The organism is Bacillus sp. jun7, assembly GCF_051034795.1.
Taxonomy (GTDB): domain Bacteria; phylum Bacillota; class Bacilli; order Bacillales; family Bacillaceae; genus Bacillus; species Bacillus velezensis.
Genome location: NZ_CP093219.1, coordinates 715437 through 734326, shown reverse-complemented (window position 1 = coordinate 734326; position 18890 = coordinate 715437). Strand labels below are relative to the sequence as shown.

At 46.4% G+C, this 18890-nt stretch carries 20 protein-coding genes; all 20 read left to right on the top strand.

Annotated features, from left to right (window positions below; translation table 11 throughout):
* The first annotated feature begins 12 nt into the window (after positions 1-12).
* The 20 genes from ffh to codY all read left to right on the top strand — a co-directional run bounded on the left by ffh (position 13) and on the right by codY (position 18669).
* Positions 13-1353 carry a signal recognition particle protein gene (ffh, locus tag MJQ52_RS03085; protein ID WP_003154298.1) on the top strand — a complete coding sequence of 447 codons (1341 nt, stop codon included), beginning with the start codon at positions 13-15 and terminating at the stop codon, positions 1351-1353.
* Between the two features lie 105 nt (positions 1354-1458).
* Positions 1459-1731, top strand: coding sequence for a 30S ribosomal protein S16 (rpsP, locus tag MJQ52_RS03080; protein WP_003154296.1), 273 nt, complete (start codon positions 1459-1461; stop codon positions 1729-1731).
* Positions 1731-1976, top strand: a complete 246-nt coding sequence (locus MJQ52_RS03075; RefSeq protein WP_007611392.1) for a KH domain-containing protein — start codon at positions 1731-1733, stop codon at positions 1974-1976. The genes rpsP and MJQ52_RS03075 overlap by 1 nt, the downstream gene beginning before the upstream one ends.
* Positions 1977-2066: 90 nt before the next feature.
* Positions 2067-2453, top strand: a complete 387-nt coding sequence (locus MJQ52_RS03070; RefSeq protein WP_094246943.1) for a YlqD family protein — start codon at positions 2067-2069, stop codon at positions 2451-2453.
* 4 nt (positions 2454-2457) lie between these two features.
* Entirely contained in the window at positions 2458-2982 is a 525-nt protein-coding gene (rimM, locus tag MJQ52_RS03065) for a ribosome maturation factor RimM (RefSeq protein WP_003154290.1), read from the top strand.
* The gene (trmD, locus tag MJQ52_RS03060; protein WP_003154289.1) at positions 2979-3710 is read left to right on the top strand and encodes a tRNA (guanosine(37)-N1)-methyltransferase TrmD; all 732 of its coding nucleotides are present in this window, start codon (positions 2979-2981) and stop codon (positions 3708-3710) included. Before rimM ends, trmD begins: the two co-directional genes overlap by 4 nt.
* A gap of 140 nt (positions 3711-3850) precedes the next feature.
* Entirely contained in the window at positions 3851-4198 is a 348-nt protein-coding gene (rplS, locus tag MJQ52_RS03055; protein ID WP_003154288.1) for a 50S ribosomal protein L19, read from the top strand.
* 142 nt (positions 4199-4340) lie between these two features.
* Positions 4341-5189: a ribosome biogenesis GTPase YlqF gene (gene ylqF, locus MJQ52_RS03050; protein WP_070081818.1), complete on the top strand. Its 849-nt coding sequence runs from the start codon at positions 4341-4343 to the stop codon at positions 5187-5189.
* Positions 5190-5261: 72 nt separating this feature from the next.
* Positions 5262-6029 (top strand): ribonuclease HII, encoded by a 768-nt coding sequence (locus MJQ52_RS03045; RefSeq protein WP_094246942.1) that lies wholly within the window; start codon positions 5262-5264, stop codon positions 6027-6029.
* Between the two features lie 16 nt (positions 6030-6045).
* Positions 6046-7749 (top strand): glycosyl transferase, encoded by a 1704-nt coding sequence (locus MJQ52_RS03040; protein ID WP_094246941.1) that lies wholly within the window; start codon positions 6046-6048, stop codon positions 7747-7749.
* Complete coding sequence (locus MJQ52_RS03035; RefSeq protein WP_007409769.1) at positions 7746-8027, top strand: FlhB-like flagellar biosynthesis protein; 282 nt, start codon at positions 7746-7748, stop codon at positions 8025-8027. Before MJQ52_RS03040 ends, MJQ52_RS03035 begins: the two co-directional genes overlap by 4 nt.
* 174 nt (positions 8028-8201) lie before the next feature.
* Positions 8202-9359 (top strand): ADP-forming succinate--CoA ligase subunit beta, encoded by a 1158-nt coding sequence (gene sucC, locus MJQ52_RS03030; RefSeq protein WP_003154283.1) that lies wholly within the window; start codon positions 8202-8204, stop codon positions 9357-9359.
* A 28-nt stretch (positions 9360-9387) separates the two neighbouring features.
* Positions 9388-10290, top strand: a complete 903-nt coding sequence (gene sucD, locus MJQ52_RS03025) for a succinate--CoA ligase subunit alpha (RefSeq protein ID WP_003154281.1) — start codon at positions 9388-9390, stop codon at positions 10288-10290.
* A gap of 65 nt (positions 10291-10355) precedes the next feature.
* A complete protein-coding gene (gene dprA, locus MJQ52_RS03020) occupies positions 10356-11255 on the top strand; it encodes a DNA-processing protein DprA (protein ID WP_094246940.1) in 900 nt (299 codons plus the stop codon).
* A 181-nt stretch (positions 11256-11436) separates the two neighbouring features.
* Complete coding sequence (topA, locus tag MJQ52_RS03015) at positions 11437-13512, top strand: type I DNA topoisomerase (protein ID WP_025649465.1); 2076 nt, start codon at positions 11437-11439, stop codon at positions 13510-13512.
* A gap of 64 nt (positions 13513-13576) precedes the next feature.
* A complete protein-coding gene (gene trmFO / locus MJQ52_RS03010; RefSeq protein WP_012117550.1) occupies positions 13577-14884 on the top strand; it encodes an FADH(2)-oxidizing methylenetetrahydrofolate--tRNA-(uracil(54)-C(5))-methyltransferase TrmFO in 1308 nt (435 codons plus the stop codon).
* Between the two features lie 69 nt (positions 14885-14953).
* Positions 14954-15871, top strand: a complete 918-nt coding sequence (gene xerC / locus MJQ52_RS03005) for a tyrosine recombinase XerC (RefSeq protein ID WP_007409774.1) — start codon at positions 14954-14956, stop codon at positions 15869-15871.
* A gap of 15 nt (positions 15872-15886) precedes the next feature.
* Entirely contained in the window at positions 15887-16432 is a 546-nt protein-coding gene (hslV, locus tag MJQ52_RS03000; protein WP_003154267.1) for an ATP-dependent protease subunit HslV, read from the top strand.
* Positions 16433-16448: 16 nt separating this feature from the next.
* Positions 16449-17852, top strand: coding sequence for an HslU--HslV peptidase ATPase subunit (hslU, locus tag MJQ52_RS02995; protein ID WP_014305002.1), 1404 nt, complete (start codon positions 16449-16451; stop codon positions 17850-17852).
* A gap of 37 nt (positions 17853-17889) precedes the next feature.
* Positions 17890-18669 (top strand): GTP-sensing pleiotropic transcriptional regulator CodY, encoded by a 780-nt coding sequence (codY, locus tag MJQ52_RS02990; protein WP_003154263.1) that lies wholly within the window; start codon positions 17890-17892, stop codon positions 18667-18669.
* Positions 18670-18890: the final 221 nt, after the last annotated feature.

Genomic DNA, 18890 nt, shown 5'->3' with positions numbered 1-18890 from the left:
AGGCGGCAAACAATGGCATTTGAAGGATTAGCCGACCGACTGCAAAAGACGATTTCAAAAATCCGCGGAAAAGGAAAAGTCAGCGAACAAGACGTAAAAGAGATGATGCGTGAAGTCCGTCTTGCGCTTCTTGAGGCTGACGTTAACTTTAAAGTCGTAAAGGATTTTGTGAAAAAAGTAAGTGAACGGGCTGTCGGGCAGGACGTCATGCAGAGTCTGACACCCGGTCAGCAGGTTATTAAAGTCGTAAAAGAAGAGCTTACCGAGCTGATGGGCGGCGAAGAAAGCAAAATTGCCGCCGCCAAACGCCCGCCGACCGTTATTATGATGGTCGGGCTCCAAGGTGCCGGTAAAACGACAACCACGGGGAAGCTTGCCAACCTGCTGCGCAAAAAACATAACCGCAAACCGCTGCTCGTGGCTGCGGATATTTACCGCCCCGCCGCGATTAAACAGCTGGAAACACTGGGGAAACAGCTTGATATGCCGGTCTTTTCGCTTGGCGATCAGGTCAGCCCGGTGGAAATTGCCAGACAGGCGATTGAAAAAGCGAAGGAAGAGCATCATGATTATGTGATTTTAGATACCGCCGGACGGCTGCACATCGATCATGAACTGATGGATGAGCTCTCCGGTGTAAAGGAAGTCGCAAATCCTGAGGAAATTTTCCTTGTCGTCGACTCAATGACCGGTCAGGATGCGGTAAACGTCGCCAAAAGCTTTAATGACCAGCTCGGTTTAACGGGCGTCATTTTAACAAAGCTTGACGGGGATACCCGCGGAGGTGCGGCGCTTTCTATCCGCGCGGTCACCGAAACGCCGATTAAATTCGCCGGAATGGGAGAAAAGCTCGATGCTCTTGAAGCGTTCCATCCTGAACGGATGGCATCCCGGATTCTCGGAATGGGTGACGTGCTGACGCTGATTGAAAAAGCTCAGGCGACCGTTGATGAAGACAAAGCCAAAGAGCTTGAGCAGAAAATGAGAACGATGAGCTTCACATTGGATGATTTTCTGGAGCAGCTCGGCCAGGTCCGAAACATGGGGCCTCTTGACGAACTGCTGCAAATGATGCCCGGCGCAGGCAAAATGAAAGGCTTAAAAAACATCCAAGTCGATGAAAAACAGCTGAATCATGTGGAAGCGATCATTAAATCAATGACTGTTCTTGAAAAAGAACAGCCGGATATTATTAACGCCAGCCGGCGGAAGCGGATTGCCAAAGGAAGCGGAACATCCGTTCAGGAAGTCAACCGTCTTTTAAAGCAGTTTGAGGAAATGAAAAAAATGATGAAGCAGATGACCAACATGTCAAAAGGGAAGAAAAAAGGCTTTAAATTACCTTTTATGTAATCGGTTATACATGATAAAACCGTTGTTAAGAAAAAACACTTTACAAACACTTTTATCATTGTTAATATACTATCTTGTTGAAATATTTTCGGAGGTGCTAGTAAAATGGCAGTAAAAATTCGTTTAAAACGTATGGGAGCAAAAAAATCTCCTTTCTATCGTATTGTTGTAGCAGATTCTCGTTCACCGCGTGACGGCCGTTTCATCGAAACAGTCGGCACATACAACCCGGTTGCAAAGCCGGCTGAAGTGAAAATCAACGAAGAGCTTGCTCTTAAATGGCTTCAAACAGGAGCTAAACCTTCTGATACAGTCCGCAACTTGTTCTCAAGCCAAGGAATTATGGAAAAATTCCACAACGCTAAACAAGGCAAGTAATGACTGATCAGAACTTGGAAGATTTGATTGTCAGCATTGTGGCTCCGCTTGTCGACCATCCGGAAGACATAACGGTCACAAAGGAAGAGACTGATCAAAAGATTGCGCTGCGCTTATCTGTCAATAAGTCAGATACCGGTAAGATTATCGGAAAGCAAGGCCGGACTGCAAGAGCGATTCGAACCGTCGTTTTTGCAGCTGGCGCACAGTCTTCTAAGAAAGTTCAATTTGAAATATTTGACTGAAAAAGGGAGAGGGCCGGCACCTCCCCTTTTTTTACACGTAAAAAAGGCAAATGAACAGAAATATGTTGGAAGAGTGGGGAGTCTGGTCCTATGCAGATTATTCACAGGGTAACCGTTATGCAGGTTCTGACCGAGCAAAGCAAGGAAAAGCTTTTGGCCTCTTTTGCAGAAAAAAAGCAAACGCTTGAACGAGAATGCAGCCAGCTCTATTTTCAGCTTAGAAAACATGAAAAAGATCAGCAGAATCGCGATGTAGCGGAATCTTTTAAAAAAGCCATTGAAAAAAGACAAGACAAAATCAAAATGATCGATTTCCAAATAAGCCAGACAGAGTCGCTCCCGCTTGGAAGCGAAGTGAAGGAAAAGGAGATCGATGCGCTGCTTTCAATCAATGTCGGTGATAACTGGCATGAAAAAACAGCGGCAAATACCATCGTCATAAAAGACGGGGTAGTAATTGAAATCCGCCCGAGGTGATAATATGACAAACAGATGGTTTAATGTAGGCAAAATTGTAAATACCCACGGCATTAAAGGCGAAGTGCGGGTCATTTCTAAAACGGACTTTGCCGAAGAACGGTACAAGCCCGGCAATACGCTCTATTTGTTTGCGGAAGGGGCTGCGGAGCCAATCAAAGTAACGGTCAGCGCCCACAGGCTTCACAAACAGTTTCACCTGCTGCAATTCAAAGAAATGCCGAGTCTCAATGAAGTCGAACACTTAAGAAACATGGTGATCAAAGTCCCTGAAGAAGACTTGGGAGAGCTTGAAGAAGATGAATTTTATTTTCATGAAATCATCGGCTGCGAGGTTGTGTCAGAAGACGGGGAACTGATCGGCACAGTGAAGGAAATCTTGACGCCCGGGGCTAATGACGTATGGGTGGTTGCAAGAAAAGGCAAAAAAGATGCGCTCATTCCGTATATTGCTTCTGTGGTAAAGGATATTAATATAAATGAGAAGAAAATTAAGATTCATGTAATGGAAGGGTTAATAGACGAATGAAAATCGACTTTTTAACACTGTTTCCCGAAATGTTTCAAGGGGTGCTCGGCTCATCCATTCTGCAAAAAGCACAGGAAAAAGAGGCTGTCCGTTTTGACGTCATCAATTTCCGGGCTTTTTCGGATAATAAACACCAAACGGTTGATGATTACCCGTACGGCGGGGGAGCCGGGATGGTGTTAAAGCCGCAGCCCGTATTTGATGCGGTTGAAAAGCTGACAGCCGGTACGGACGCCAAGCCGCGCATTATTCTCGTCTGCCCGCAAGGTGAGCGTTATACGCAGAAGAAAGCCGAGGAGCTGGCGGAAGAGGAACATCTCATGTTTATTTGCGGACATTATGAAGGGTATGATGAACGGATCCGGGAACATCTTGTCACTGATGAAATCTCCATCGGGGATTTTGTGCTGACCGGGGGAGAGCTCCCTGCCATGATGATTGCCGACAGCGTTGTCAGGCTTTTGCCGGGCGTCCTCGGAAAAGAAGCATCCCACGTGGAGGATTCCTTCAGCACGGGGCTTTTAGAGCATCCGCACTATACGAGGCCAGCAGATTATAAAGGCTTAAAAGTGCCTGAGACCCTTCTGTCCGGCAACCATGCCAAAATACAAGAATGGCGCAATAAAGAATCAATCAGAAGAACCTTTTTAAGACGTCCGGATCTTCTTGAAAACTATCCTCTCACTGATGAGCAAAGAAAATGGATTTCCGAGTGGGAAAACGAATAGATTCTATTGCGCAGGTGATGAAGATATGATAAGATACTACTTGTGGCTTAAGGAGGCTTATCCTTCAGAAGCTTGAAAACGATGTTCCGCTGTGCCTTGCAGTTGTGGCCAAGAGCATCTGTTGGAAGGAGTTGAAAACGATGCAAAAACTAATTCAAGATATCACAAAAGAACAGCTTCGCACTGATCTTCCTGCGTTCCGTCCTGGTGACACTTTACGTGTACACGTAAAAGTTGTTGAGGGTAACCGTGAGCGTATCCAGATCTTCGAAGGTGTTGTGATCAAGCGTCGTGGTGGTGGAATCAGCGAAACGTTCACAGTTCGTAAGATTTCTTACGGTGTTGGCGTTGAACGTACATTCCCTGTACACACACCAAAAATCGCGAAAATCGAAGTTGTACGTTACGGTAAAGTACGTCGCGCTAAGCTTTACTACCTGCGTGAACTTCGCGGAAAAGCGGCTCGTATTAAAGAAATCAGACGATAATGATAACGAACGAAAAGAGCTTGTTACCCGTAACAGGCTCTTTTTTTATATGAAATTTGTAAAAGCGGAACAAGCAACGTAAAATACATAAGAGATCATCGGAACATCCGGTTCCGGTAAATAAGGCAGGTGTCGAAGTCACATGACCATTCAATGGTTCCCGGGCCATATGGCTAAAGCGAGACGGGAAGTAACAGAAAAACTGAAATTAATTGATATCGTATACGAATTGGTGGATGCGAGAATCCCGATGTCATCGAGAAATCCGATGATTGAGGAGATTTTAAAAAATAAGCCGCGCATTATGCTTTTAAATAAAGCCGATAAGGCGGATGCGGCTGTGACTGCCCAGTGGAAGGACCACTTTCAGGAACAGGGCATTCCCTCTCTTTCAATAAACTCCGTTAACGGGCAGGGACTGCATCAAATCGTGCCGTCCTCGAAAGAGCTGTTGAAGGATAAGTTCGATAAAATGAAAGCAAAAGGCATTAGGCCGAGAGCAATCCGCGCATTAATCATCGGCATTCCGAATGTCGGCAAGTCTACGCTCATTAACCGGCTGGCCAAAAAAAACATTGCCAAGACGGGAGACAGGCCCGGCATTACCACTTCACAGCAGTGGGTAAAGGTAGGCAAGGAATTAGAGCTGCTCGATACACCGGGAATTTTATGGCCTAAATTTGAAGATGAGCTTGTCGGCTTGCGCCTGGCGATCACCGGGGCGATTAAAGATACGATTATCAACCTGCAGGATGTGGCTGTTTTCGGGCTGCGCTTTCTGGAAGAGCATTATCCCGACCGTTTGAAGGAGCGCTACGGACTTCAGGAAATCCCTGAGGATATCGCCGCTCTTTTCGACGCGATCGGTGAAAAACGCGGCTGTTTGATGGGCGGCGGAATGGTTGACTATGATAAAACAACGGAAGTCATCATTCGGGACATCCGTACGGAAAAATTCGGCAGGCTTTCATTTGAAGCACCATCAGAATAAAGACGCGCAGCGATGCGGGTCTTTATTTTTTCCGCAGAATACCGATATACATAATGTAAGGGAGAAGAGAACGTGAATACATTAACCGTAAAAAGCGTAAAAGAACGCCTGCAAGAGATCAGGGACGAAAGCGACCCCTTCCTTGCCCAATGTGAGAAAGACCCGAGAAAAAGCGTACAGACGCTTTTAGAGCAATGGCTGAAAAAGCACGCGAAGGAAAAAGCTCTTAAAGAGCAATGGCTGAACATGACGGCATACGAAAGACTGTCATCCAAAAAGGGCTTCCGCCTGATTGCGGGTGTTGACGAAGCCGGAAGAGGGCCGCTTGCCGGACCGGTTGTCGCCGGCGCCGTCATTTTGCCGGCAGAATGCGAGATTCTCGGTCTCACGGACTCGAAGAAATTGTCGGAAAAGAAGCTCGAGGAGTATTACAGCCGGATCACGGAAGAAGCGGCGGCTGTAGGAGTCGGCATTGTCCATGCGGACGTCATTGACCGGATCAACATTTATGAGGCCGCGAGACTGGCGATGGTAAAAGCCGTCAATGCTTTAACGGAAACTCCTGATTATCTGCTTGTTGATGCCATGACCCTTCCGCTCGACATTCCGCAGTCATCAGTTATAAAAGGGGATGCCAAAAGCGTGTCAATTGCCGCCGGAGCCTGCATAGCAAAAGTAACGCGGGACCGTCTCATGGCTGAGTACGCCAAAACCTACCCCATGTACGGCTTTGAAAAAAATAAAGGCTACGGAACGAAAGAACATCTTGAAGCTCTTCAGGCATACGGACCGACAACTATTCACCGAAAAACGTTCGCTCCCGTTCAATCTTATTGTTAGAAAAGAGGCTTAAGACATGAACATTAGCGGCGAAATCCAAGCGGCTTTCAGACAGCTGACGGCGGAAATCCCTCCGGACCGGCAGGACGGCGGTAAAGACAGCGGCGCTCAAAGGCTGCTGTTAGGGAAGGTTCTCCGTTTGCTGGACGATCAAAGCGCTCTTATCCAGATCGGCGGCCGGACGATGCAGGGAAAGCTTGAAACCGCCCTCCGACCGCAGGCGTATTACTGGTTTTCTTATGACAAACAGCCGGCGGAAAAAACGGGCCGGCTTCATGTCATCGACCAATTCGAAGGAAGCCCGAAAACCGTTCAGGAAGCGGCGGGTAGACTGTTAAACGCACTTTCCGTCAAACCGGGCCCTGTGTCTCTGCAGATTGCCGAAACGTTTATGCAGCAGAAGCTGCCGATGACGGAAAACAGTCTCAAAGCCTGCATCCGCTGGGCTGAATCGCTTCCGGCCGCCGAATTGAAAAAAGCGGCGGAAACAATCGTATTTGCGCTGAAACGGGAACTGCCCGCACATCCGGAAGTCTTGTCAGCCATTCATGCCGTTAAATATCCGGTTCCGACCCGTCGCCTCCTCTCAGGACTGCTTCAGGCAATCAATCAGGCTCCGCAATCGGCAAAAGAGCTGTCTGTGCTCAAAGAGGCGGTTTCTGACGTATTAAACGCGGAAACGGATCTTCATGCAGAACGTCTCTTGAAGAAGCTTGCCGAGGCTGCACGCATGCCGATCCCAGAAACCGGGCTGATGGATGAAGAAGAACGGACGGAATCAAAACAATCACCATTTGTCCGAGAGACTCGTGAAAACGGAAAGGCAGTCTCAAGCCAACCTTCTCCTCCGAGTGCGCGGACAGATCCGGAACTTCCTGAAAAAACGGCAAAACAGATTATAGAGAAATTAATGACATCGGCAGAAAAAACTGAAAACCGCCCCGTAAAAGTAACGGCGGAGATCATTAAGGCTTTCATTTCTCAAGAAAAAACATTTAAAACAGCACCTGTTCTTCAAAAAGCACATCTGACAGAACAGGAGGCGGCTGTTTTCGAAAAAGCCGTTCAGCTCACCGAATTGAAATATGCGGAAAAAGATGATGTATTAAGCCTTTTGCAGAAAATCAAAAAAGGATTGGGCACGCGTGATGAATTATCATTCATTACAGCGCTTGAAAAAGGCGTATCTCCGCAGCCGGAGAAACAAGCGCTGAAAACCGCCCTCCAAGCCGTCCGGACGCTTCAAGAAGCGCCCCAATCCGTTAAACAAGAGGCGGAACCGCTTATTCATAAATTAAACGGCCAGCTGTTTATTGAGCAGCATAACCCTTCTTTTACGCAGATGGTGCTGTCATTTCCGCTGGGAGCGTCCGCGTATGAGAATGACATCACAGTTCTCTTTAAAGGACGGAAGAAGCCGGACGGAAAACTCGATCCGTCACATTGCAGGCTCCTGTTTTTGCTGCATCTTGAAACACTGCAAGAAACCGTTGTGGACTGCATGATTCAGCAAAATGTAATGACCATTACGGTTGAGACTGATTTTGAGCTTCAGGCGGCCATCGACCCTCTCGTACCGGCTTTAAAAGAAGCCGTAAAAGAAACGGGCTTCAGCCTGTCAGGCGTCACGTCTAAAAAACGGCGCCCGAAAGACCAGAGCGCTCTTGTGGAAGAGTTTATAGAAAAAGACGGCGGAAGAAAAGTGGATGTGAAAATATGAAAGAGCAAACGCCGTTAAGAAGAGCTGTCGCCCTGCATTACGACCGGCAGAAAGACCAAGCCCCGAAGGTTGTCGCAACAGGCAGGGGGCATGTGGCGGAAAATATTATAAAAGAAGCTGAGAAGGCTGGGGTTCCCATTCAGGAAGACAGAACCCTTGTCGAATTAATGCGCCATTTGACGGTTGACGATCAGATACCGGAGGCGCTCTATGAAACCGTTGCCGAAATTTTTTCATTTGTTTACAGACTGGACGAAACCCTGAAAAACGAAAAATAAGGACCATTCATTTCCCGGACTCCGTTTAAATTTATATTTTCAATAAAATAAAAGTTAGAATGTTTGGAAGGATATAAAGATTTTGTTTTGAACCCTAGACAATTCTTCCAGTATTATATAGAATGAAAGCGCAGTCTATTTTTAGTTTTGCTACATAAGTTAGGAGGATGGGAAATGAATATCCATGAGTACCAGGGAAAAGAAGTCCTCAGAAAATACGGGGTGTCTGTTCCTGAAGGTAAAGTGGCTTTTACAGCAGAGGAAGCAGTTGAAAAAGCAGAGAGCCTGTCAAGCTCGGTTTATGTCGTAAAGGCGCAAATCCATGCTGGCGGCCGCGGCAAAGCTGGTGGGGTAAAGATTGCAAAAACAAAAGATGAAGTGAAAGAGTATGCCGAAGAACTGTTAGGCAAGACGCTCGTCACACATCAAACGGGTCCGGACGGACAAGTAATAAAACGCTTACTTATTGAAGAAGGCTGCGATATTAAAAAGGAATACTATGTCGGGCTTGTACTTGACCGCGCTACTTCAAGAATCGTTTTAATGGCGTCTGAAGAAGGCGGAACGGAGATTGAAGAAGTAGCGGAAAAAACACCTGAAAAAATTAAAAAAGCGGTAATTGATCCGGCTGTCGGCCTTCAGGGCTATCAGGCAAGGGAAATTGCATTCGCAATTAACATCCCGAAAGAGCTTGTCGGCAAAGCCGCTAAATTTATGCTCGGTTTATATAAAGCATTTGTTGAGAAGGACTGCTCCATCGCCGAGATCAACCCTCTCGTCGTTACGGGGGACGGAAACGTCATGGCGCTGGATGCTAAGCTGAACTTCGACAGCAATGCGTTATACAGACAAAAAGACATTATGGAATACAGAGATTTAGATGAAGAAGATCCGAAAGAAATCGAAGCGTCAAAATACGATTTAAGCTACATTTCCCTTGATGGAAATATCGGCTGTATGGTAAACGGCGCGGGTCTTGCAATGTCTACAATGGATATCATTAAACACTACGGCGGAGAACCTGCAAACTTCCTTGATGTCGGGGGCGGCGCAACCGCAGAAAAAGTGACGGAAGCTTTTAAAATCATTCTTTCCGATCAAAACGTAAAAGGAATTTTCGTTAATATTTTCGGAGGCATCATGAAGTGTGATGTCATCGCCGAGGGCGTTGTTGAAGCGACGAGACAAGTCGGATTGACATTGCCGCTGGTCGTGCGCCTTGAAGGGACAAACGTAGATTTAGGAAAGAAAATCCTGAATGAATCAGGCTTAAACATCACATCTGCGGAATCAATGGCAGACGGCGCACAGAAAATCGTATCCTTAGTTTAGGAAAGAATGAAAGGCAGGGGACCAGATAATGAGTGTTTTTATCAATAAAGATACAAGAGTTATTGTACAGGGGATTACAGGTTCTACCGCTTTATTTCATACAAAGCAGATGCTGGAATACGGCACGAATATCGTTGGCGGTGTAACACCTGGAAAAGGCGGAACGGAAGCGGAAGGCGTACCGGTATTCAATACGGTCGCAGAAGCGGTTCACACAACGGGCGCTGATGCGTCAGTCATTTACGTGCCGGCTCCGTTTGCGGCGGACGCAATTATGGAAGCGGTTGACGCGGAAATTGATCTTGTCATTTGTATCACTGAGCACATTCCGGTTTTGGACATGGTGAAAGTGAAGCGCTTTATGGAAGGCAAGAAAACGAGATTAATAGGGCCGAACTGCCCGGGTGTTATTACACCTGAAGAATGCAAGATCGGCATTATGCCGGGATACATTCATAAAAAGGGTCATGTAGGCGTTGTATCCCGTTCAGGAACATTGACATACGAGGCCGTCCATCAGCTTTCAGAAGCCGGCGTAGGCCAGTCTACCGCTGTAGGGATCGGCGGCGATCCGGTCAACGGCACGAACTTTATTGACGTGTTAAAAGCGTTCAATGAAGATCCTGAAACACATGCCGTCATCATGATCGGAGAAATCGGCGGCACAGCTGAAGAAGAAGCGGCTGAGTGGGTGAAAGCGAACATGACGAAGCCTGTTGTCGGCTTTATCGGCGGTAAAACCGCGCCTCCGGGAAAACGCATGGGCCATGCGGGCGCCATCATCTCCGGAGGAAAAGGCACGGCAGAAGAAAAAGTCAAAACGATGAACGCCTGCGGAATTGAAGTCGCGGAAACCCCTTCTGTAATGGGTGAAACGCTGATTAAGGTGTTAAAAGAAAAAGGCTTATTTGAAACGTGCAAAACGCACTGATCGAAGCAGGGGCAGCCGTAACGGCTGTTCCTGTTTTTGCTGTACAAAAGAGGAGGTTGCCCGATTTGGATCAAGCATCGCGCTGTTTAATGGTCTGCAGTATTAATCAAATCATTTCCCCGTCTCTTCTATTAAAATGGTGGAAAGCTGATCACTCTCTGTCTTTTTTACCGGATCCGCATCCATTAACTGTTTTATCAGAAGGGAAAACAGCCCCGGAAGAAATTTTTCGGGAAATAGAGCGCAAGGATCCGGAACTTGATGAAGTTCTGTCCGATTACCGCCGCGAAGGCATTACTGTCATTCCGATTTCATCAAGCCGCTACCCAACATGGCTTAAAGCGATTTATGATCCGCCGGCTGTCTTGTATGCAAAAGGGAACACGCCGCTTCTTGAAAAAGGCAGAAAAATCGGGATTGTAGGAACGCGGAAACCGACGGAAGACGGAATAAAAGCGGCTGGGCATCTTTCCGCCGAACTCTCAAAAAAAGGCTGGGTCATTGTAAGCGGGCTTGCATCCGGTATAGACGGATTGTCTCATAAGGCGAGCATCAGGGCAAAAGGGCTTACGATCGGCGTGATAGCCGGCGGATTCCATCACATCTATCCCCGGGAAAATCTCCTGTTAGCAGAATACATGGCTGAACACCATCTCCTACTCTCAGAACATCCTCCTGAAACAAAGCCGAAAAAATGGCATTTTCCGATGAGAAACCGCATAATCAGCGGACTAAGTGAAGGAATTGTGGTCGTGCAGGGAAAAGAAAAAAGCGGTTCATTAATCACAGCTTACCAGGCCCTCGATCAAGGCAGAGAGGTATTTGCCGTTCCGGGTTCCATATTTAATCCATATTCCGGAGGACCTATAAAACTCATTCAAGAAGGGGCGAAAGCTGTATTATGCGCAGAGGATATTGACGGAGAGCTGACCGCCCGATGCGTTCAGTATACGGAACCCTTTTGAAATATCGTTTGACAAACGGTATTGTAATATTTAATAATAGTGAGGATTTAAAGTTGCATATTATTTTCATGTATAAAATGACGTTCATCATAAAGAATGAAATGTTGAAAGCCATAAAAAGGCAGCTCTAAAATGAATTGATACTTGAAAAGAGAGAGAACACCTCTTGAGGGGGATGAAAATGTCTGATTATCTAGTCATCGTGGAATCGCCGGCAAAGGCGAAAACGATTGAACGTTATTTAGGGAAGAAATATAAAGTCAAAGCTTCAATGGGACATGTCCGGGATCTTCCGAAAAGTCAAATGGGAGTTGACATCGAACAGAACTTTGAACCGAAATATATTACGATCCGCGGAAAAGGCCCTGTTTTAAAAGAATTAAAAACAGCGGCAAAGAAAGCAAAAAAAGTCTATCTCGCGGCCGACCCCGACAGAGAAGGGGAAGCGATTGCATGGCATCTCGCACACAGCCTTGATCTGGATCTCAGCTCGGACTGCCGGGTCGTCTTTAATGAAATAACGAAAGACGCCATTAAAGAATCATTTAAACATCCGCGCATGATTAATATGGATCTTGTCGATGCGCAGCAGGCGCGCCGCATACTAGACAGACTCGTCGGATACAAAATCAGCCCGATTCTTTGGAAAAAAGTAAAAAAAGGCCTCAGTGCGGGCCGTGTGCAATCCGTTGCGCTCCGGCTGATCATCGACCGGGAAAAGGAAATCAATGACTTTAAACCTGAAGAGTACTGGACGATTACCGGCTCATTTTTAAAGGGAAAAGAGACGTTTGAAGCCGGATTTTTCGGGAAAAACGGCAAAAAGCTTCCTTTAAAAAGCGAAGAAGACGTAAAAGCCGTCCTTGCTCAGCTGAAAGGCAATAAGTATACAGTTGACAAGGTGACGAAAAAAGAGCGCAAACGAAATCCCGCTCTGCCGTTTACAACGTCCACTCTGCAGCAGGAGGCTGCCAGGAAGCTGAATTTCAGAGCGAAGAAAACGATGATGATCGCTCAGCAATTATATGAAGGAATTGATCTCGGCAAAGAAGGGACAGTCGGGCTCATCACGTATATGAGAACGGACTCAACGCGGATTTCCAATACAGCCGTTGAAGAGGCGTCAGCTTTTATTGATCAGGCGTACGGAAAAGAGTACTTAGCGGGAAAACGGAAACCGGCAAAGAAAAATGAAAACGCTCAAGATGCCCACGAAGCGATCCGCCCGACTTCAGTACTCAGAAAACCAGCCGACTTAAAAGCGGTGCTTGGAAGAGACCAGCTCAGATTATACAAGCTGATTTGGGAGCGCTTTGTTGCAAGCCAGATGGCGCCTGCCGTCCTTGATACGATGAGCGTCGATCTCAGCAATAACGGATTGACATTCCGGGCAAACGGAAGTAAAGTCAAATTCGCCGGCTTCATGAAAGTCTATGTAGAGGGTAAAGACGATCAGCTGGAAGAAAAAGACCGCATGCTTCCGGACCTTAAAGAGGGAGACACGGTTTTATCGAAAGATATTGAGCCTGAGCAGCACTTTACTCAGCCGCCTCCGCGTTACACAGAAGCGCGCCTGGTTAAAACGCTTGAAGAACTGGGAATCGGCCGTCCTTCGACATATGCGCCGACTCTTGATACCATCCAGCGCCGCGGTTACGTGGGATTAGACAATAAACGGTTTGTGCCGACTGAGCTTGGGCAGATCGTGCTGGATCTTATCATGGAGTTTTTCCCGGAAATCATCAACGTTGAATTCACGGCTAAAATGGAAAGAGACCTTGACCATGTTGAAGATGGCCAGACAGAATGGGTTCAAATCATTGACAGCTTCTATACCGATTTCGAAAAACGCGTGAAAAAAGCGGAAGCTGAAATGAAAGAAGTGGAAATTGAACCTGAATACGCAGATGAAGATTGTGAATTATGCGGCTCCCGGATGGTTTATAAAATGGGCCGATACGGTAAATTTATGGCGTGTTCCAACTTCCCTGACTGCCGGAATACAAAACCGATTGTCAAACAAATCGGCGTAAAATGTCCGAAGTGCCATGAAGGAAACATTGTCGAACGAAAATCAAAAAAGAAACGCGTCTTTTACGGCTGTGACCGTTATCCTGAATGCGACTTCGTATCTTGGGACAAACCGATTGAACGAAAATGCCCGAAATGTGAAAATATGCTCGTAGAGAAAAAGCTTAAAAAAGGCATACAAGTCCAATGCGTCGAATGCGATTATAAGGAAGAACCACAGAAGTAGCGGTGAGCAGAGCCTTGCTCACCTTCTTTGTGTGGAAGGGACAAACAACAGGAGATGAAAAGAAATGAACCAGCAAACAGTTAATGTAATCGGAGCAGGCCTTGCCGGAAGTGAAGCGGCATGGCAGCTTGCAAAACGAGGAATTCAAGTAAAACTATACGAAATGCGGCCCGTCAGGCAGACGGCAGCCCATCATACTGATAAATTCGCTGAACTGGTATGCAGCAACTCCCTCCGTTCAAATACACTCGCCAATGCGGTAGGCGTATTAAAAGAAGAAATGCGGGCGCTTGACTCAGCAATCATTCAATCTGCTGATAAATGCTCGGTTCCGGCAGGGGGAGCGCTTGCAGTTGACCGCCATGAATTTGCGCAAAGCGTGACGGATCTCGTGAAAAACCATCCGAACGTAACGGTTCTTACTGAGGAAGTAACAGAGATTCCGGAAGGCCCGACGGTTATCGCGACCGGACCGCTTACGTCAGAATCGCTTTCACAGCAGCTGAAAGAGCTCACGGGAGAAGAGTATCTGTATTTTTATGACGCGGCGGCGCCGATTGTCGAAAAAGACAGCCTTGATATGGAGAAAGTGTACTTAAAATCCCGTTACGACAAGGGAGAAGCGGCATACTTAAACTGCCCGATGACAGAGGAAGAGTTTGACCGTTTTTATGAAGCATTGACGACGGCTGAGACGGTTCCTTTAAAAGAATTCGAGAAAGAAATCTTCTTTGAAGGCTGTATGCCGATTGAAGTCATGGCGAAAAGAGGCAAGAAAACGATGCTGTTCGGACCGATGAAACCGGTCGGACTGGAAGATCCGAAAACAGGCAAGCGCCCTTATGCAGTCGTTCAGCTCAGACAGGATGACGCGGCGGGAACGCTTTATAATATTGTAGGTTTTCAGACACATTTAAAATGGGGAGACCAAAAAGAAGTGCTTAAACTGATCCCCGGCCTTGAAAATGTTGATATCGTCAGATACGGCGTCATGCACAGAAACACATTTATCAACTCGCCGAGCCTTTTGAACCCGACATATCAATTTAAACAGCGGAACGATCTGTTTTTCGCGGGCCAAATGACCGGTGTAGAGGGTTATGTTGAATCTGCCGCTTCAGGTCTTGTAGCGGGAATCAATGCCGCCAAACTTGTGCTCGGTCAGGATCTTGTGACATTCCCGCAGGAGACGGCGATCGGAAGCATGGCTCACTACATTACGACGACAAATCAGAAGAACTTCCAGCCGATGAATGCAAACTTCGGCCTCTTAAAAGAATTGCCTGTAAAAATTAAAAACAAAAAAGAACGAAATGAAGAATACGCTAAACGCGCAATTGAGACTATTCAAACTATTTCGAAAACGATATAGCTTTTCATTGCAACTTCGATGCATTATATGATACCATTTAAAAGCCCTTCGGAGAGGGAGGTCTTCATAATGACTGAGAATGTTAACTTTTTTTTAAAGTTATTCGTTGAATATTTACAAATTGAAAAAAATTATTCACAATATACTATTGTGAATTATGTTAATTCGATTGAAGAATTTGGGATGTTTCTGCATGCTCAAAATATAAATGGAATGAAAGAAGCTGCATATCATGATGTGAGAATATTTTTGACAGAGGCTTATGAAAAAGGCCTGTCAAGAAAAACAATCAGCAAGAAAATTTCAGCTTTGAGAAGCTTCTATAAATTTTTAATGAGGGAAAAGCTTGTTGAAGAGAATCCGTTTCAGCTTGTTCATCTGCCGAAACAAGAGAAACGGATTCCGAAGTTTCTTTATGAAAAAGAACTTGAGGAGCTATTCGCTGTCTCAGACAGAAGTCAGCCGTCAGGGATGCGCGATCAGGCCCTGCTTGAGCTTCTTTATGCGACCGGAATGAGGGTCAGTGAGTGCTGTACGCTCACTGTCGGCGATCTTGACCTGTTCATGGATACGGTGCTCGTTCACGGGAAAGGCAAGAAGCAGCGCTATATCCCGTTCGGCTCATATGCCCGTGATGCGCTGGAGCTGTATATCAACAGCGGAAGGCAGTGCCTGCTTGAAAAAGCAAAAGAGCCTCATGATGTGCTGTTTGTCAATCAAAGAGGCGGCCCGCTGACCGCCAGAGGAATCCGGTATATTTTAAGCGGGCTTGTAAAAAAAGCATCCGGCACTTTACATATACACCCGCATATGCTTCGGCACACGTTTGCGACTCATCTGCTGAATGAAGGGGCTGATTTAAGAAGCGTCCAGGAGCTTTTGGGCCATTCCAATCTGTCTTCTACGCAGATATACACGCATGTATCGAAGGAAATGCTGAGAAACACATATATGTCCCACCACCCGAGAGCTTTTAAAGAAAATTAAAAGGAGGCCCTTCTCATGTCATCTTTTCATGCGACAACGATTTTTGCCGTCCAGCATAACGGGAAAAGCGCTATGTCAGGAGACGGCCAGGTCACATTCGGTCAGGCTGTAGTCATGAAACATACTGCGAGAAAAGTGAGAAAGCTGTTTAACGGAAAGGTTCTGGCCGGATTTGCGGGATCTGTTGCAGACGCTTTCACACTTTTTGAAATGTTTGAGGCGAAGCTTGAAGAATACAACGGCAATTTAAAACGTGCGTCGGTTGAGCTTGCGAAAGAATGGCGCAGCGATAAAGTGCTGCGCAAGCTGGAAGCCATGCTGATTGTCATGAACCAGGATACCTTGCTTCTCGTATCGGGAACAGGTGAAGTGATTGAGCCGGATGACGGCATTTTGGCAATCGGCTCCGGCGGAAACTACGCCCTGTCAGCAGGAAGGGCGCTGAAAACCTATGCCGGAGAGAATCTGTCCGCCAAAGATATTGCAAAAGCCGCTTTGAAAATCGCAGGCGAGATCTGCGTGTACACAAACGATCAGATCATTTTGGAAGAACTTGAATAGAAAGGACTTGAGGCGCATGGAAAACAAACCGTTAACACCGAGACAAATCGTAGATCGGTTGGATCAATACATTGTAGGACAGCAGGATGCGAAAAAAGCTGTCGCCGTGGCATTAAGAAACCGCTATCGCAGAAGTCTTCTTGATGAAAAACTGAGAGACGAGATCGTTCCCAAAAACATCCTGATGATGGGCCCGACCGGGGTGGGGAAAACAGAGATCGCCAGACGGATCGCCAAGCTTACCGGTGCGCCATTTATAAAAATTGAAGCGACAAAATTTACAGAAGTCGGCTATGTAGGCAGAGATGTCGAATCAATGGTCAGAGACCTTGTTGAGACATCCGTGCGGCTCATTAAAGAAGAAAAAATCAGCGAAGTGAAAGAACAGGCTGAAGAAAATGCAAACAAACGTATAGTGCGGCTTCTCGTTCCGGGAAAGAAAAAACAAGCGGGTGTGAAAAATCCGTTTGAAATGCTTTTCGGAGGAAGCCAGACGGCAAATGATGATGAAGCCGACCAGCAGGAAGAAGCAAGCCTTGAAGAAAAAAGAAAACGCATGGCGCATCAGCTCGCATTGGGAGAGCTCGAAGACCATTACGTCTCCGTAGAGGTGGAAGAGCAGCAGCCGTCGATGTTTGACATGCTGCAAGGCTCCGGGATGGAGCAGATGGGCATGAATATGCAGGATGCGCTGAGCAATCTGATGCCGAAAAAGAAAAAACGCCGCAAAATGACGGTCAGAGAAGCAAGGAAGGTTCTGACCAATGAAGAGGCAGGCAAATTAATCGATATGGATGAAGTCGGCCAAGAGGCCGTGTTAAGAGCTGAAGAGGGCGGCATTATCTTTATTGACGAAATAGATAAAATCGCAAAAAATGGAGGGGCTTCTTCCTCAGCAGATGTATCGAGAGAAGGCGTTCAAAGAGATATCCTTCCGATTGTCGAAGGATCTACCGTCGTCACGAAATACGGCTCCGTCAAAACAGATCACGTGCTGTTTATCGCAGCCGGGGCATTCCATATGGCCAAACCGTCTGATCTGATACCGGAGCTGCAGGGCCGCTTTCCGATTCGTGTAGAATTGAGCAAGCTGACGGTGGATGATTTTGTGAAGATTCTCGTCGAACCCGATAACGCGCTGTTAAAACAATATCAGGCTTTATTGCAGACAGAAGGTATATCTCTTGAATTTTCTGACGAAGCTATTCGTAAGATCGCCGAAGTGGCTTATCATGTGAATCAGGACACGGACAACATCGGAGCGAGAAGGCTTCACACGATATTGGAACGTCTCTTGGAAGACCTGTCGTTTGAAGCGCCGGACGTGACGATGGAAAAAGTCGCCATCACGCCGCAATACGTTGAAGAAAAGCTCGGAACGATTGCAAACAACAAAGATCTAAGTCAATTTATATTGTGAAAATTTAATAAGAGGAATTCTAGGAGGATTATTTATCATGGCTTTACTACAAAAAACACGAATTATTAACAGCATGCTGCAGGCTGCGGCAGGCAAACCCGTAAACTTTAAAGAAATGGCTGAAACGCTTCGTGACGTCATTGATTCTAATATTTTCGTCGTCAGCCGCAGAGGAAAGCTTTTGGGCTACTCTATTAATCAGCAGATTGAAAATGACCGCATGAAAAAAATGCTTGAAGACCGCCAGTTCCCGGAAGAGTACACGAGAAATCTGTTCAATGTTCCGGAGACGTCTTCAAACCTTGATATCAACAGCGAATACACGGCGTTTCCTGTGGAAAACAGAGACCTGTTCCAAGCGGGCTTAACAACGATCGTGCCGATCATCGGCGGAGGAGAGAGACTGGGCACGCTGATTCTGTCCCGTCTGCAGGATCAATTTGAAGATGATGATCTCATTCTTGCTGAATACGGAGCAACCGTTGTAGGAATGGAGATTTTAAGAGAAAAAGCGGAAGAAATCGAAGAAGAGGCGCGAAGCAAAGCGGTTGTTCAAATGGCGATCAGTTCTCTGTCTTACAGTGAACTTGAAGCGATTGAGCATATCTTTGAAGAGCTTGACGGAAACGAAGGCTTGCTTGTGGCAAGTAAGATTGCGGACCGTGTCGGCATTACGCGTTCAGTCATCGTTAACGCGCTGAGAAAGCTGGAAAGCGCAGGCGTCATTGAATCCAGATCACTGGGAATGAAGGGGACGTACATTAAAGTTCTGAACAACAAATTCCTTATTGAATTGGAAAACCTTAAATCTCATTAAGACAAAAGCAGGATCCCTGAAAATGGGGGTCCTGCTTTTTTTATGGACAATAGGTGAAAAGTTGCAGTTTAAAGTTGCTTATTGGAAGCTGATCTGAGATAATCCATCTTGCTGTGTGAAAAAAGGAGGAAGATACAGAAATTCTGCTATTTTCAGTCTTATATTAAACAAATGCTTGTAGTCCAAATACTCTAGGACTTAATACCTACATGCAAAATAGA